This is a genomic window from Ramlibacter sp. GCM10027632 (genome assembly GCF_042675325.1).
Lineage (GTDB): Bacteria > Pseudomonadota > Gammaproteobacteria > Burkholderiales > Burkholderiaceae_C > Ramlibacter.
The window spans coordinates 1-15,946 of the sequence record NZ_JBHTGW010000017.1; the positions used below are offsets into that span (position 1 = coordinate 1).

The 15,946-nt window shown below is 70.1% G+C and carries 12 protein-coding genes; 3 read left to right on the forward strand and 9 right to left on the reverse strand.

What is annotated here, in order from left to right:
- Nucleotides 1–488: 488 nt before the first annotated feature.
- Entirely contained in the window at nt 489–4,118 is a 3,630-nt protein-coding gene (locus ACFQZY_RS18730) for a hydantoinase B/oxoprolinase family protein (RefSeq protein ID WP_377418928.1), read from the reverse strand.
- A 158-nt stretch (nt 4,119–4,276) separates the two neighbouring features.
- Between ACFQZY_RS18730 and ACFQZY_RS18735 the strand changes: the two genes are divergently transcribed.
- Complete coding sequence (locus ACFQZY_RS18735) at nt 4,277–4,810, forward strand: TRAP transporter small permease (RefSeq protein ID WP_377418931.1); 534 nt, start codon at nt 4,277–4,279, stop codon at nt 4,808–4,810.
- Between the two features lie 13 nt (nt 4,811–4,823).
- The gene (locus ACFQZY_RS18740; protein WP_377418933.1) at nt 4,824–6,137 is read left to right on the forward strand and encodes a TRAP transporter large permease; all 1,314 of its coding nucleotides are present in this window, start codon (nt 4,824–4,826) and stop codon (nt 6,135–6,137) included.
- A 7-nt stretch (nt 6,138–6,144) separates the two neighbouring features.
- Here ACFQZY_RS18740 and ACFQZY_RS18745 read toward each other — a convergent pair whose 3' ends face one another.
- A complete protein-coding gene (locus ACFQZY_RS18745) occupies nt 6,145–6,960 on the reverse strand; it encodes a CAP domain-containing protein (protein ID WP_377418936.1) in 816 nt (271 codons plus the stop codon).
- 129 nt (nt 6,961–7,089) lie between these two features.
- Between ACFQZY_RS18745 and ACFQZY_RS18750 the strand changes: the two genes are divergently transcribed.
- Nucleotides 7,090–8,055 carry a TRAP transporter substrate-binding protein gene (locus ACFQZY_RS18750; protein WP_377418939.1) on the forward strand — a complete coding sequence of 322 codons (966 nt, stop codon included), beginning with the start codon at nt 7,090–7,092 and terminating at the stop codon, nt 8,053–8,055.
- A 93-nt stretch (nt 8,056–8,148) separates the two neighbouring features.
- Here the strand turns inward: ACFQZY_RS18750 and ACFQZY_RS18755 are convergent, their stop codons facing one another.
- From ACFQZY_RS18755 to ACFQZY_RS18785, 7 genes are all read right to left on the reverse strand, one after another.
- A complete protein-coding gene (locus ACFQZY_RS18755; protein ID WP_377418942.1) occupies nt 8,149–9,213 on the reverse strand; it encodes an XdhC family protein in 1,065 nt (354 codons plus the stop codon).
- 10 nt (nt 9,214–9,223) lie between these two features.
- Nucleotides 9,224–9,841, reverse strand: coding sequence for a CoxG family protein (locus ACFQZY_RS18760; RefSeq protein WP_377418945.1), 618 nt, complete (start codon nt 9,839–9,841; stop codon nt 9,224–9,226).
- A gap of 22 nt (nt 9,842–9,863) precedes the next feature.
- The gene (locus ACFQZY_RS18765) at nt 9,864–11,048 is read right to left on the reverse strand and encodes a VWA domain-containing protein (protein ID WP_377418947.1); all 1,185 of its coding nucleotides are present in this window, start codon (nt 11,046–11,048) and stop codon (nt 9,864–9,866) included.
- A gap of 9 nt (nt 11,049–11,057) precedes the next feature.
- Nucleotides 11,058–11,978, reverse strand: a complete 921-nt coding sequence (locus tag ACFQZY_RS18770; RefSeq protein ID WP_377418950.1) for an AAA family ATPase — start codon at nt 11,976–11,978, stop codon at nt 11,058–11,060.
- Between the two features lie 148 nt (nt 11,979–12,126).
- Nucleotides 12,127–12,918, reverse strand: a complete 792-nt coding sequence (locus ACFQZY_RS18775; protein WP_377418953.1) for an FAD binding domain-containing protein — start codon at nt 12,916–12,918, stop codon at nt 12,127–12,129.
- Nucleotides 12,919–12,954: 36 nt separating this feature from the next.
- Nucleotides 12,955–15,327: a xanthine dehydrogenase family protein molybdopterin-binding subunit gene (locus ACFQZY_RS18780; RefSeq protein ID WP_377418955.1), complete on the reverse strand. Its 2,373-nt coding sequence runs from the start codon at nt 15,325–15,327 to the stop codon at nt 12,955–12,957.
- Nucleotides 15,328–15,361: 34 nt separating this feature from the next.
- Entirely contained in the window at nt 15,362–15,829 is a 468-nt protein-coding gene (locus tag ACFQZY_RS18785; protein WP_377418958.1) for a (2Fe-2S)-binding protein, read from the reverse strand.
- Nucleotides 15,830–15,946: the final 117 nt, after the last annotated feature.

Below are 15,946 nucleotides of genomic sequence, written 5' to 3' on the forward strand. Positions count from 1 at the left end.
GTGAACTTCACTTCTTTTCTTATGAGCGTTTGATAGTTCCGAAGAACTTGGCAATCGTCTTGCCACTCAAACGCCCACGCTTATCGGCTGTGTGTTGTTAACGAACACTTCGCAAAATCAAAGCAACTTGCTTCTTTCTTGCCGCTTTCGCTGCGATCAGCGAAGCCTTGAATTCTAGCACGATTTTTTAAGAACCGGCAAACTTTTCTTCGTCGCTTGCCTCGTCGCTACCGACCAGACTCGCCACCCGCCAACCTCGTTCGCCTCGTCGTCTCCAACTCAGCGCCGCGATCAGCGAAGCCCTCCATTCTATACCGAATTTTTTCATCTTCGGCGAGCAACTCGAAAATTTCTGATGATTTCTTCGAGCCACCCAGAAGTCAGGGACTTCCTCCACCACCCGCAGCGCCGCCTCCTTGGAAACAAGCGCCGCAATCAGCGAAGCCCTCGATTATGGCACAAATTTTCCCGTTGGAGAGGCGACCCGGTCAGTGACCGAAGCCTCCGCCGCCGGGCGTGTGGATCTCGAAGATGTCGCCAGGTGCCATCGGCACCTGGCCGATGTGAGGCAATGATTGTACGCCACCGTCCGCCCGTACCACCCGGTTGATGCCGACCGCGCCCTCACCGCCTCCCGCCATGCCGAAGGCACCGTGGATGCGCCCATTCGAAAGGATGCTGGCCGTCATGGGTTCAAGGAAGCGGATCCGGCGTACACCGCCGTTTCCGCCCTTCCACCGCCCGGCCCCGCCCGAACCCTCCCGGATTGCGTAGCTCTCCAGGCGGACCGGGAAGCGGAACTCCAGGACCTCGGGATCGGTGAGCCGCGAATTGGTCATATGGGTCTGGACGACGCTGGTGCCGTCGAAGCCATCCCCGGCGCCGCTGCCGCCCGAGATGGTCTCGTAGTACTGGTGACGCTCATTGCCGAAGGTGAAGTTGTTCATCGTGCACTGGCTGGCAGCCATGGCGCCCAGCGCACCGTACAAGGCATTGGTGATGCAGGTCGAGGTCTCGACGTTGCCCGCCACGACCGAGGCGGGCGGGGCCGGGTTCAGCATCGAACCCGGCGGGATGATGACCTTCAGGGGCTTGAGGCAGCCGGCATTCAGGGGAATGTCGTCGTCCACCAGGGTCCGGAACACATAGAGAACGGCAGCCATGCACACCGCGGTGGGTGCATTGAAGTTGTTCGTCTGCTGGGGCGAGGTGCCGGTGAAGTCGATTTCCGCGGCGCGCGCCGCGGCATCGACCCGGATCGCCACCCGGATCTGCGCGCCGTTGTCCAGGGGAAGCGTGAAACAGCCGTCCTTCAGCCGGGTGATGACGCGGCGGACCGACTCTTCGGCGTTGTCCTGAACATGGCCCATGTAGGCCTGGACGACCTCCAGGCCGAACTGCCCGACCATCTTGCGCAGCTCCTGGACCCCCTTCTCGTTGGCCGCGATCTGGGCCTTGAGGTCGGCCAGGTTCTGCTGCGGGTTCCGGCTCGGGTGGCGGCCCGAGGCCAGGAGCGCCAGGATCTCGGCCTCACGCAGCACGCCCCGGTCGACCAGCTTGAAGTTCTGGATCTGGACGCCCTCCTCCTCGATGGTGGTGGAGAACGGGGGCATCGAGCCGGGAGTGGTGCCGCCGATGTCGGCATGATGGCCACGGCTGCCGACATAGAACAGGGGCCGCCCCTGGGACGCGCCCTCGCCCGCCCCTCCCTCCATGTAGACAGGCGTAATGACCGTCACGTCGGGCAGGTGGGTGCCGCCGTGGTAGGGGTCATTGAGGACATAGACGTCGCCGGGCGCCATGCGGCCCGCGTTGTCGCGGATCACCGTCTTGATGCTCTCGCCCATGGAGCCCAGGTGCACCGGCATGTGCGGGGCGTTGGCAATCAGGTTGCCCTCGGCGTCAAACAGGGCACATGAAAAGTCCAGGCGCTCCTTAATGTTGACCGAGTAGGCGGTGTTCTGCAGCTGCAGGCCCATCTGCTCGGCGATGTTCATGAACAGGTTGTTGAACACCTCGAGCAGGATCGGGTCCACCGTGGTGCCGGCGGCGAAGCGCAAGGCTCGCGGGGTTCGGCGCTCCAGCACGATGTGGTCCAGGTCGGTGATCGCGGCCTCCCAGCCGGGCTCGACCACGGTGGTGGCATTCCGTTCCGCAATGATCGCCGGCCCCGGGAGGCGGTCGCCGGGACGCAGGTCCTCCCTCACGACCAGGGCCGCCTCATGCCAGGCGCCGCCCGAGTACATGCGTACGGTCTCGCGGCGCGGTACAAGGCGTTCGGGCTGCAGCGGCAGGCGCGGCTCGGCGGGTGCGTCACCCGCGACCACGGCCTCCACGGAGACCGCCTCGACCACCAGCGGCTTGCCCTTCATGAGGAAGGCGAACCGGCGCAGGTAGGCGGCCTCGAAGCCGGCCACCAGGGCGTCCAGGTCCCCGTGCGGCACGACCAGCGCCGAGTCGGTCCCCTGGTATCGGACATGGACACGCCGATGGATCTGCAGCGCCCCGGCACCGACCTGCTGGCGCACGAGGTCGGCGCGGGCGGCGGCGGCCAGCGCATCGAGCCGCTCGCCGATGGCGGGCAGGGCCTCAGCGGCCAGGAGCAGTTCGACGGCCTGTTCGCGGATCAGGCTCTGGTCGGCCAGGCCCATGCCATAGGCCGAGAGCACGCCCGCGAGCGGGTGGACGAAGACTCGGTTCATGCCCAGGGCGTCGGCCACCAGGCAGGCATGCTGCCCGCCCGCACCGCCAAAGCACTGGAGCGTGTAGCGGGTGACGTCATAGCCGCGGGCCACCGATATCTTCTTGATGGCGTTGGCCATCTGCTGCACGGCGATGGCGATGAAGCCCTCGGCGACCTCCTCCGCGCTGCGGCCGCTGCGCGCCGCCAGCTCGCCGAACTTCTCGCGCACCACCTCCACGCCCAGGGGCAGGTCGCCCCCCGGGCCGAAGACGCGCGGAAAGTACGCGGGCTGGATCTTGCCGACCAGGACGTTGGCATCGGTGACCGCCAGCGGCCCGCCGCGGCGGTAGCTCGCCGGGCCCGGGTTCGCGCCGGCGCTGTGCGGGCCGACGCGGAACCGCGCGCCGTCGAACTCCAGGATGGAGCCGCCGCCCGCCGCCACCGTGTGGATGCTCATCATCGGTGCGCGCATGCGCACGCCGGCCACCTGGGTCTCGAACTCGCGCTCGAATTCACCCGCGTAGTGCGAGACGTCGGTGGAGGTACCTCCCATGTCGAAGCCGATGACATGCCCATGGCCCGCCAGGGCCGCGGTGCGCGCCATGCCGACGATGCCGCCGGCCGGGCCCGAGAGGATGGCGTCCTTGCCCTGGAAGGCGCCGGCGTCGGTGAGGCCGCCGGAGGATTGCATGAAGAAGATGCGCACGCCCGGCATCTCGCGCGCCACCTGGTCGACGTAGCGGCGCAGGATGGGTGACAGGTAGGCATCGACCACGGTGGTGTCGCCCCGGCTGACGAACTTCATCATCGGGCTGGTCTGGTGCGATGTGCTGACCTGGGTGAAGCCGGCCTCCCGCGCGAGGCGGGCCGCGGCCTGTTCGTGGGCGGTGTAGCGCCAGCCATGCATGAAGACGATGGCCACGCTGCGCAGGCCCCGGGCATGGGCGGCCTGCAGGTCGGCGCGCAGGCGGTCCTCGTCCAGCGGCTCGATGCAGTCGCCATGCGCGCCCATGCGCTCGGCAGCCTCGACGACCTCGGCGTAGAGCAGCTCGGGCAGGACGATGCGCCGGTCGAACAGGCGGGGACGGTTCTGGTAGGCGATGCGCAGCGCGTCACGGAAGCCCCGGGTGGTGACCAGGAGCGTGGGCTCGCCCTTGCGTTCGAGCAGCGCGTTGGTGGCGACCGTGGTTCCCATCTTCACGCACTCGACCCGCTGGGGCGTGATCGGCTCGCCGGCGGCCAGGCCCAGCAGGTGGCGGATGCCGGCGACGGCGGCGTCGGCGTACTGCTCGGGGTTCTCGGACAGCAGCTTGTGCGTGACGAGGCCGCCATCGGGGCGACGGGCCACGATGTCCGTGAACGTGCCGCCGCGATCGATCCAGAACTGCCAGCGAGCCGCGCCCGTGGCGACGGCGGCGTGTTCACCTTGGCTCATACATCCTTTCGTGTTCACTGGGAGGGTCCGGCGTGCCAAGCATCAGCCGTGCCCAGGCAATTTAGCCGCTTTTTATATTGGGGTTGGCCCGGGGTGTGCTTGAGGAAAACCACGGTGCTGCCGCGTCAGAATGACCGGGACCGATCTTCCAGTTCAACATGAGAAAAACACTCGACTTCCTCTTCCTGCTGGCCGGACGGCTGGCCGCGCTGTGCGTGCTGGCGATCGCCGTACTGATGGTGGGCCAGAGCATCCTGCGCGAGTTCGGCGTGCGCACCGGCGCGACCAACGACGTCGTGGCCTGGCTGTGCGCCGCATCGGCCTTCCTGGCGATGGCCCACGCCTTCAAGCATGGCGACTTCGTGCGGGTGACGCTGCTGCTGGAGCGGATGCCGGCAAGCCTGCGCCAGGGGTTCGAGGCCGGCTGCCTGTGCATCGGCACGGCGGCCATCGGCTACCTGGCCTACTGGGCCACCCGCTTCGCCTGGGAGAGCTACGAATTCAACGACATGGCGAACGGCCTGCTGGCGATCCCGCTGTGGATTCCGCAGACCACCTTCGTGCTCGGCGCCTGGCTGTTCCTGCTGGCGATGGTCGACGAGCTGGTCATCGTGCTGCGCGGGCAGCGCCCGAGCTTCGTGGTGGCGGTGGAGGAACGCCACGCCCACGGCGATTTCTCGTCGGACGTCTGAGCAGGAGCGCCCCATGGAAACGCTCGCGATCGGACTGTTCCTGCTGGTGGTCATGCTGCTGCTCCTGGCAGGCGGCGTGTGGATCGCCATGACCCTCGCCATCTGCGGGTGGGTCGGCCAGGCCTTCTTCACCAGCACGCAACCGGGCAAGAACCTGTTCTCCGCCTTCTGGGAAAGCAATGCTTCCTGGGAGCTGGCCGCCCTGCCCCTGTTCATCTGGATGGGGGAGATCCTGTTCCGCACCAGGCTGTCCGAGGAGATGTTCGAGGGCCTGCGGCCCTGGCTGAACCGGGTGCCGGGACGGCTGATGCACACCACCATCCTGGGCTGCGGAATTTTCGGCTCGGTGTCGGGCTCGTCGGCCGCGACCTGCGCGACGATCGCCAAGGTGGCCCTGCCCGAGCTGAAGAAGCGCGGCTACGACGAGCGACTGGCCCTGGGCTCGCTGGCCACCGCCGGCACGCTGGGCATCCTGATCCCGCCCTCGATCACGATGGTGGTGTATGCGGTCGCGGCGGACGCCTCGATCATCCGCATCTTCCTGGCCGGATTCATCCCGGGCGCGCTGCTGATGGCGCTGTTCATGGGGTACATCGCCTGGTGGTCGATCCGCAACCCGGACAAGGTGCCGCCGGCCGACGCGCCCTCGAGCTTCGCGCAGAAGCTTCGCAAGAGCGGCAACCTGATCCCCTGCTCGGCGCTGATCGTGTTCATCGTGTGGGTGCTGGTCGCCGGCGTCGCCACGGCCACCGAGTGCGCCGCCTACGGCGTGGTGGGCTCGCTGGCGATCGCAGCCTGGGGCCGATCCCTGAGCTGGCAGAACTTCTGGGACGGCCTGATGGGGGCCACGCGAACCAGCTGCATGATCATGTTCATCCTGGCCGGTGCCGCCTTCCTGACCAAGACCATGGCCTTCACCGGCGTGCCGCGCGAGCTGGCCGAGTGGGTGAACAGCCTGCAGCTGTCGCCGGTGGGCCTGATCGCCTGCCTGGTGGTCGTCTACCTGGTCCTGGGCACCGCGCTGGACGGCATCAGCATGATCGTGCTGACGTCCGCCGTGGTGCTGCCGATGGTGCAGAAGGCGGGTTTCGACCTGGTCTGGTTCGGCATCTTCATCGTGCTGCTGGTGGAGATTGCCGAGGTCACGCCACCGGTGGGATTCAACCTGTTCGTGCTCCAGAACATGACGGGCAAGGACAGCAACACCATCGCGCGGGCGGCGATCCCCTTCTTCCTGTGCCTGGTGGTGTGCATCGCGCTGATCACCGTCTTTCCGCAGGTCGTGACCTGGCTGCCGGACCTGGTGATGGGTCAGTCCAAGGGCTGAGGCCGACTCAGCGCGGGCGCGCCAGCACCTGTGCCCAGTAGATGCCGGCCTCGCTGTCCAGGTCCACCGCGTAGGCCAGGCCCATCTCGGTGAAGGCCGGCTGCATCAGGTTGGCGCAGTGGCCAGGGCTGGCCAGCCAGCCCTGCACCACCTCGCGCGCGCTGGTCGGGCCGGAGGCCAGGTTCTCGCCGACCGCGCGCCAGCGGTAGCCCGCGCGCGTGGCGCGTTCGCTCGCGTGGCTGCCGTCGCGGCCCCGATGTTCCAGGTAGCTGTGGCGCGCCATGTCCTGTGCGTGGCCGGCGGCGGCACGGTCCAGCGTGGCGTCCGGCGCCAGCGGCGGCGCGGCGTCGAACGGGCGATCGCCGCAGCGGCGCGGGCGCGCGCGCGCCTCATTCACGAGACGCAGCACCTCGGCGGCCACCGCGGGCGCGTCCTGTGGGGCGGGCGGCGCGAAGGGCGCGGCGAGCACCAGCCAGGTGGTGTCGCCCTCCTGGTGGACCGCCGCGTCGCCCAGGCGCGGGTCGGTCAGCGCCGCGCAATAGCGCGAGGCCGCGGCCCGGGCCATGGCCGCGGTGTCGCGGTAGCCGCGGAAGGTCACCTGGAACAGCGTCGTGGCGCGGTAGCCGGCCTGGCGAGCTGCCTGGGCCGCGGGCACGCCCCGCGCCATGCGGCGCGCCGCCTCGGCCAGGGCCGCGGGCTGCCGCCAGGGCGTGGCCACGCCGGGACGGCCCTCGCAGCCGGCGGCATGCACCGGGGCGAGCGCCGGCAGCAGCGCCGGTTGCGCGCGCACCAGGGCGCCGCAGGCACTGATCAGACTGAACACCAAAGCACGACATGGACCGCGCATGCCGCACACCCTAACATCTCAAGCGTGACGCGACTCGCGCACGCTGGCCCGGGGGTTGCATGACGCCCGGACCCCGATACTTTTCCGCACCGATCCGGAGCACTGATGAAATTGAAACTCGCGTTTTCCGTCGCCGCCCTCGCCCTGGCCGGCCAGGCCTTCGCCCAGACCAAGTGGGACCTGCCCGCGGCCTACCCCGCCGGCAACTTCCACACCGAGAACCTGGTGCAGTTCGCCAACGAGGTGGACAAGGCCACCGGCGGCAAGCTCAAGATCACGGTGCACCCCAACGCCTCGCTGTTCAAGGCCAACGAGATCAAGCGCGCGGTGCAGGGCGGCCAGGCGCAGATCGGCGAGATCCTGCTGGTGGCCTACCAGAACGAGTGGCAGATCTTCGGCGCCGACGGCCTGCCGTTCCTGGCCGACAGCTACGACGAGGCGATGAAGCTGTACCGCGCGCAGAAGCCGCTCCTGGACAAGAAGCTCGGCGAGCAGGGCATGGCGGTGCTGTACTCGGTGGCGTGGCCGCCGCAGGGCATCTACACCAAGCGCCCGATCGCCTCCGGCGCCGACATGAAGGGCCTGAAGTGGCGCGCCTACAGCCCGGCCACCGCCCGCATCGCCGAACTGGTGAACGCGGTGCCGGTGACGGTGCAGGCCGCCGAGCTCTCGCAGGCCATGGCCACCGGCGTGGTGGACTCGTACATGTCCTCCGGCTCCACCGGCTTCGACACCAAGACCTACGAGCACCTGAAGTACTTCTACGACACCCAGGCCTGGCTGCCGAAGAACGCGGTGATCGTGAACAAGCGCGCCTTCGACGCGCTGGACAAGCCCACGCAGGACGCCGTGCTCAAGGCCGCCGCCGACGCCGAGGCCCGAGGCTGGGCCGCCAGCCGGCGCGTGAACACCGACACGCTGGACAAGCTCAAGGCCAACGGCATGCAGATCGTGCCGCCGTCGGCCCAGCTCAAGGCCGACATGAAGAAGGTGGGCGACGTGATGCTCAAGGAGTGGCTGGAGAAGGCCGGCCCGGAGGGCAAGCAGCTGGTGGACGCCTACCTCAAGTAAGCCGCCCCTGCGCACCCGCGCCCCGCGCGGGTGCACCAAGCCAAAGGCCACCCTCGGGTGGCCTTTGGCTTTCGGGCTGGGCCGGGCGACGCCTCAGGGACGCGGGATCCCGCAGGCGAAGGCGTCGGCCGGCGCCGCCGCGGGCTCGGCCTTGTTCTTGGCCTGGGCCACTTCCATGTCGCGCGGCAGGGTGACGCCGTTCTTCACCGCGAGGATCTCCGCCATCACGCTGACCGCGATCTCCGGCGGGGTCTTGCTGCCGATGTAGATGCCGATGGGGCCGCGCAGGCGCGCGAGCGAGGCCTCGGTCTGGCCGAAGTGCTCGATCATGCGCTGGCGGCGCGCGTCGTTATTGCGGCGGCTGCCGATGGCGCCGACGTAGAAGGCGTCGGTCCCCAGCGCCTCGAGCAGGGCCAGGTCGTCGAGCTTGGGGTCGTGCGTGAGGGCCACGACGCAGCTGCGCGCGTCGGGCTTGAAGGCGGTGACGACGTCGTCCGGCATGTCGGACACCAGCTGGACGCCGGCCACGTGCCAGCCGCCGCGGTACTCCTCGCGCGGGTCGCAGACGGTGACCGCGAAGCCGCTGAAAAGCGCCATGGTGGCCAGGTACTCGGTGAGCTGGCCGGCGCCAATCAGGAGCATGCGGTACTCCGGGCCGAAGGTGTTGGCCAGCTCCGTGTCCGAAACCGCGAGGTCGGCCGGCGCGGGCGCGGGCTCCAGGGTGACGGCGCCGTCGGCCAGGCGGGTGCGCCGGCGCACGAGGCGGCCGGACTCGAGCAGGGCCACCAGCTCGGCGAGCGAGGCGGCGTCGGGGTCGTACTCCAGCAGCAGTTCCAGGGTGCCGCCGCAGGGCAGGCCGAAGCGGTGGGCCTCGTCGGCGGTGATGCCGTACTTGACGAAGCCCGGCGCCCCGCTCGGGATGGTGTGGCCCGGCTCCTTGCCGGCGTAGGCCTGGGTGTGGCGGTAGATCAGGTCGTCCTCGATGCAGCCGCCGGAGACGGAGCCGACCACCGAGCCGTCTTCGCACAGGGCCATGATGGAGCCGACCGGGCGCGGCGAGGAGCCCCAGGTACGCACCACCGTGACCAGCATCGCGCGCTTGCCGGCGCCGCGCCAGTCACGCAGCGTGCGCAGCACCATGACGTCGAGGTTTTCCATCGCGGCCCCTTCAGCGGGTGAGGAGGAACACCGCCGCGGCGACGATGACCGCGCCGGCGCCCCAGAGCCAGGCGGGGATCGCGGCGCCCGAGCCCTCGGGGGGGGCGGCAGGAGCCGGCGCCCCGGCGGCGGCGGCTGCACCGGCCACGGCTTCGGCCTCGGCGGCGTAGGCCTCGGGATGGCGCTGCTGCATGGCCGCGTCGAAGCGCTTGAAGAAATCCTCCGCCATGGACTTGGCCACGCCATCGATCAGGCGCTGCCCCATCTGCGCGATCTTGCCGCCGACCTGGGCGTTCACGGTGTACGTGAGGTCGCAGCCGCGGCCGTCGGCCGCCGCCGCCAGGGAGACCTGGGACTGGCCCTTGCCGAAGCCGGCGGCGCCGCCCTGGCCGTCGAAGCTCAGGGTGTAGCGGGTGGGCGGGTCGATGTCGCTCAGGGCCACCTTGCCCGCGAAGCGCGCCGCGACGGGGCCGATCTTGACGGCGACGCCGACGGCGAACTGGCCCTCGCCCGTGGCCTCCATGCGCTCGCAGCCGGGGATGCAGGCCTTGAGGACGTCGGGATCGTTGAGGGCGTCCCAGGCCTGCTGCTGGGAGACGGCGAGGTGGCGGCTGCCTTGCATTTCCATGGTGTTGTCTTCCTGGTTTCTTTCAGTTCTTCATGACGGCGGCGAGGCCGGCCGCCAGTTGTCTCAGTTCGCTGAGGTTGTGGACCGCCAGCATGGCGTGGGCCCGCCGGTGCAGCACCGCCGCGCCGCGCGCCAGCGGCTGGTAGCCGTCGAACCGCAGCAGGGGGTTGAGCCACAGCAGGCGCCGGGTGTGCAGGCGCAGCCAGTCGAGTTCGCGGTCGAGGTCCGCGGGCTCGCCGGTGTCCAGGCCGTCGCTGACGACGAGGACCACGGTGCGGCGGCCCACCAGCCGGCGCGCATGGCGACGGCGCAGCGTGGCCAGCGATTCTCCCAGCCGCGTGCCGCCGGCGAAGTCGTCGATGGCGGCGGAGGCCGCGGCGAGCATGGCGTCGGTGTCGGCGAGGCGGAAGGCCGGCGTGAGGTCGGTCAGCCGGGTGCCGAAGGCGAAGACGTCGCGCCGGCCCCGCAGCTCGCGGGTGGCGGCATGCAGGAAGGCGAGCAGCAGGCGGGCGTAGCGCTCCATCGAGCCGGAGATGTCCACCAGCACCAGCAGCGGCAGCGGCTCCTCGCGCCGGGCCAGGCGGGGCAGCTGCAGCAGCTCGCCGCCGGTGTGGCTGGCGCGGCGCAAGGCTCCCGCCCAGTGCGGGCGCGCGCCGCGCCAGCCCGGGCGGGTGCGGCGCGAGGCGGTGCGGGGCAGCGGCAGCGGGATGTCGCGCGCCAGGCGTTCCACCAGCGCGTACTCGGCGGCGCCCAGCGCGCCGAAGTCGGCATGGCGCAGGCGCTGCAGGTCGGTGGCGGTCATGGCCGCGTCCAGGCGCACCTCCTCGTCGCGGCGCGGGGCGGCGGGCGCCGCGAGCGGGCGCGGCGGGGCGAGCGCGTCGTTCACCCGGGGGCGGCGGCGCGAGGGCTCCGCCCGGCCTTCGGCGGTGGGCAGCATCTGCGCCAGCAGCTTGTGGGCGACCTGCGGGTCGCGGAAATACGCGTCGAACAGCTCGCGGAACACCTCGCGGTCACGCTCACGGGAGACCAGCACCGCCTCCAGCGCCGCGCCGAGGTCGGCCCGGCTGGCCACGCCCACGGCCTGCGCCGCCTCGCCGGCCAGGGCGATGCGGGCGCTGTCCACCGGTACGCCGGCGCGGCGCAGGGCACGGCCGAAGCCGGCCAGGTTGTCGGCCAGCTTGCCGGAGCGGGCGTCGCCGAGCTGCATGGAAGCCCCCTAAGGCGCCGCGGCGCCTTCCTCGGGCTGCAGCAGTTCGGTGACGAGGTCGGGGGTGAGCGCCGCCACGTCCTCGCGCTGCTTGAACAGGATGCCGGCGGTGTCGGCCACCACCTCGGGGTCGACGACCAGGGTGTCCAGGGCCACCAGGGCCTTGGCCCACTCCACGCTCTCGGCGATGCCGGGCACGCGCTGGAAGGCGTTGGCAAAGGGCTGGGAGCGCAGGCGGCCGACGAAATCGGCGACCTGGCGCGAGAGCGCCTCGCTGGCGCCGGGCACGCGCGAGCGCACGATGGCCAGCTCGCGCTCGCGGTCGGGGTAATCGAGCCAGTGGTACAGGCAGCGGCGCTTGACCGCGTCGTTCAGCTCGCGGGTGCGGTTGCTGGTGAGGAGGGTGACCGGCACGGCGCGCGCGCGGATGGTGCCAAGCTCGGGGATGCTGACCTGGTACTCGCCCAGGTACTCCAGCAGGAAGGCCTCGAAGGGCTCGTCGGCGCGGTCGACCTCGTCGACCAGCAGCACCGCGCCGGGATCGGGCGCCTGCAGGGCCTGCAGCAGCGGGCGACGAATCAGGTAGCGGTCCTGGTAGACCTCGCGCTCGACCTGCGCCGGGTCGGCCTTGCCCTCGGCGGCGCGCATGTGCAGGAGCTGCGCGGCGTAGTTCCACTCGTAGAGCGCCTCGCGATGCTCCAGGCCGTCGTAGCACTGCAGCCGCAGCAGCTCGCGCCCGAGGACCGCGGACAGGGCCTTGGCCAGCTCGGTCTTGCCGACGCCGGGCTCGCCCTCCAGCAGCAACGGGCGCTGCAGGCGCACGGCCAGGAAGACGGCCGTGGCCAGGCGTCGGTCGGCGAAGTAGCCGACCGACTCCAGCGCGCGGGCCAGGTCGTCGATGGAAGCGAAGGGGGAGGTCGCGGCAGTCATGGGCGGGAGCGGAGGGGCGGGAGGCCGGTGCGGGCCGGGACGGCCCGCACCGGGGCGCCGCCGGACTGGCCCGGCGGCACGCCCGAGGGTACAGGATGCCGCCGCGCCCTGCTGGCGCACGCGGGACCCCGCGCCTCGGGGACCGTCCTCAGGCCAGCGCCTTGGCGACGGCGCGTTGCGTCATCACGCCCACCAGGTTGGCGCGGTAGGCGGCGCTGGCATGCAGGTCGGAGGACAGCTCGGCGTCGTCCACCTTCACGCCGGCCGCGGCCTCGGGGGTGAACGACTTCGTGAGCGCCGCCTCCAGGCCGGCATGGCGGAACACGCCGTTGCCGCCGCCAGTGACGGCGACGCGCACGCCCGCCGCGGTCTGCGCGACGAACACGCCGATCAGCGCGAAGCGCGAGGCCGGCTGCTTGAACTTCAGGTATGCGGCGCGCTGGGGAATGGGGAAAGAGATCGCGGTGATCAGCTCGCCCTCCTCCAGTGCGGTGGTGAACATGCCCTGGAAGAAGTCGTCGGCCGCGATGCGGCGCCGGTTCGTGATGACGGTGGCGCCCAGGCCCAGCACCGCGCTGGGGTAGCAGGCGGCCGGGTCGTTGTTGGCGACGGAGCCGCCCAGCGTGCCCAGGGCGCGCACCTGGCGGTCGCCGATGCCGCCGGCCAGGTCGGCCAGCGCCGGGAGGGCCTTGCGCACCTCGTCGCTGGCGGCGACCTCGGCGTGGCGGGTCATGGCGCCGATGACGAGGTTGTTGCCGTCACGGCAGATGCCGGCCAGCTCGCCGACGCGGCCCAGGTCCACCAGCTGCTCGGGAGCGGCCAGGCGCAGCTTCATGGAGGCCAGCAGGGTCTGGCCGCCGGCCAGGGGCTTGCCGCCGGCGGCGGCCAGGCGGGTGGCGTCGGCCAGGCTGGCGGGCTGCTCGAAGTTGAATGCGTACATGGTGTGTCCTCTTGTACCTTGCTCGTACCTTGAACCTCAGGCGCGGGCGGCCTGGATCGCCTGCCACACGCGGCTGGGGGTGGCAGGCATGTCGAACTCCTTCACGCCGAGGTCGCGCAGCGCGTCGAGCACGGCGTTGATCACGGCCGGCGGGGAGCCGATGGCGCCGGCCTCGCCACAGCCCTTGGTGCCCAGGGGGTTGTGGGTGCAGGGCGTGCAGACGTGGTCGAGCCGGAACTGCGGGAAGTCATCGGCGCGGGGCATGGTGTAGTCCATGAAGCTGCCGGTCAGGAGCTGGCCGGAGTCCTTGTCGTAGACGCAGTTCTCGAGCAGCGCCTGGCCAATGCCCTGGGCGAGCCCGCCGTGCACCTGGCCCTCGACGATCATCGGGTTGATGATGGTGCCGAAGTCGTCCACCGCGGTGAAGCGGTCGACGCGCACCACGCCAGTGGCCGGGTCGACCTCGACCTCGCAGATGTAGGTGCCGGCCGGGAAGGTGAAGTTGGTCGGGTCGTAGAACGCGGTCTCGTTCAGGCCCGGCTCCAGCTTGTCCAGCGGGTAGTTGTGCGGCACGTAGGCGGTGAGGGCCACCTGGGCGAAGGGGATCTTCTTGTCGGTGCCCTTGACGCTGAACTCGCCGTTGGCGAACTCGATGTCGGCGTCGCTGGCCTCCATCAGGTGCGCGGCGATCTTCTTGGCCTTGGTCTCGATCTTGTCCAGCGCCTTCATGATGGCGGCGCCGCCCACGCTGATGGAGCGCGAGCCGTAGGTGCCCATGCCGAAGGGCACGCGGCCGGTGTCGCCGTGGACCACGTCCACGTTCTCCACCGGGATGCCCAGGCGCGCCGCCACCACCTGCGCGAAGGTGGTCTCGTGGCCCTGGCCGTGGCTGTGGGAGCCGGTGAACACGGTGACGCTGCCGGTCGGGTGCACGCGGATCTCGCCGCACTCGAACAGGCCGGCGCGCGCGCCCAGGGCGCCCGCGATGTTCGAGGGCGCGATGCCGCAGGCCTCGATGTAGCTGCTGTAGCCGATGCCGCGCTTCAGGCCCTTGGCGGCACTCGCTGCCCGGCGGGCGGCGAAGCCGTCGACCTCCGCCAGCACCTTGGCCTTGTCCATGCAGGCGTGGTAGTCCCCGATGTCGTATTGCAAGGCCACCGGGGTCTGGTACGGGAACTGGGTGATGAAGTTGCGCTTGCGGATCTCGTCCTGGCCCAGGCCCAGCTCCCAGGCGCAGCGGGTCACCAGGCGCTCCAGCAGGTAGGTGGCCTCGGGGCGGCCGGCGCCGCGGTAGGCGTCGACCGGGGCGGTGTTGGTGAACCAGGCGTCCACCTCCACATAGACCTGGGGCGTGGTGTACTGGCCCGCCAGCAGCGTGGCGTACAGGATGGTGGGCACCGCGGTGGAGAACGTGGACAGGTAGGCGCCGAGGTTGGCGTCGGTGTGCACGCGCATGGCGAGGAACTTGCCGTCCTTGTCCATGGCCATCTCGGCGTGGCTCACGTGGTCGCGCCCATGGGCGTCGGACAGGAAGGCCTCGCTGCGGTCCGCCACCCACTTGATGGCGCAATTGAGCTGCCTGGCGGCCCAGGTCAGGGCCACGTCCTCGGCGTAGAGGTAGATCTTGGAGCCGAAGCCGCCGCCCACGTCGGGGGCGATCACGCGCACCTTGTGCTCGGGCAGGCCGAGGACGAAGGCGGTCATGAGCAGGCGCTCCACGTGCGGGTTCTGGTTGGAGACGTAGAGGGTGTACTCGTCGTTCGCGCGGTTGTAGGCGCCGATGGCGGCGCGCGGCTCCAGCGCGTTGGGCACCAGGCGGTTGTTCACCAGGTCCAGGTTCGTCACATGGGCGGCCTTGGCGAAGACGGCATCGACCGCGGCCTTGTCGCCGATGGCCCACTTGTAGCAGTGGTTGTCGGGGGCGGCGTCATGCAGGGCGGGGCCGGTCTTGGCCGCAGCGACGTCGACCGAGGCGGGCAGCACCTCGTAATCCACCACCACCGCCTCGGCGGCGTTGCGGGCCTGTTCCGCCGTGTCGGCCACCACCATGGCGACGTGGTCGCCCACGTAGCGCACGCGGTCCACGGCCAGCACCGGGTGCGGCGGCTCCTTCATGGCCTCGCCGTTGACGCTGGTGATCAGCCAGCCGCAGGGCAGGCCGTTGACCTTGCCCTCGAGGTCCTTGCCGGTGAACACGCGGGTCACGCCGGGCAGGGCCTCGGCGGCCGAGACATCGACCGAGAGGATGCGGGCATGCGCATGCGGCGAGCGCACGAAGACGGCGTGGCGCTGGTTGGCGAGGTTGATGTCGTCGGTGTACTGGCCGGCGCCGGTGAGGAAGCGCATGTCCTCCTTGCGGCGGAGGGCCTCGCCGATGTGGGGGAGCTTGGCGAAATCGGATGCACCCATGGCTTGTCTCCTGTGGTGTTCGGGGTCGAGTCGCTCAGGCCGTCATGTTGGCGCGCCCGAGCTGGACGGCCTTGACGATGTTCTGGTAGCCGGTGCAACGGCAGATGTTGCCCTCGAGCTGCTCGCGGATCTCGGCCTCGCTGGCGTTGGGATGACGCTGGCACAGGTCCAGCGCGCTCATGACCATGCCCGGGGTGCAGAAGCCGCACTGCAGGCCGTGGCACTCCTTGAAGGCGGCCTGCATCGGGTGCAGGGTGCCGTCGGCGGCGGCCAGGCCCTCGATGGTGGTGACCTCGGCGCCGTCATGCTGCACGGCCAGGGTGTTGCACGACTTCACCGCCTTGCCGTTGACGTGGACCGTGCAGGCGCCGCACTGCGCGGTGTCGCAGCCCACGTGGGTACCGGTCAGTCGCAGGTGTTCGCGGATGGCTTGCACCAGCAGGGTGTTGGGGGCGACATCGATCGTCGCGGGTCGGCCGTTGACCTTGAGCTTGACTTGCATGCCTTGTCTCCTGGGGGTACTGGGTACGGGATCAGGGGATTCTTCGAGGGCCGCAGGCCGCCCCTGGCTAGGCGAAACCCTGAGATGGCCGTGCGCCTTGGCCGGAAATTCTCAAAT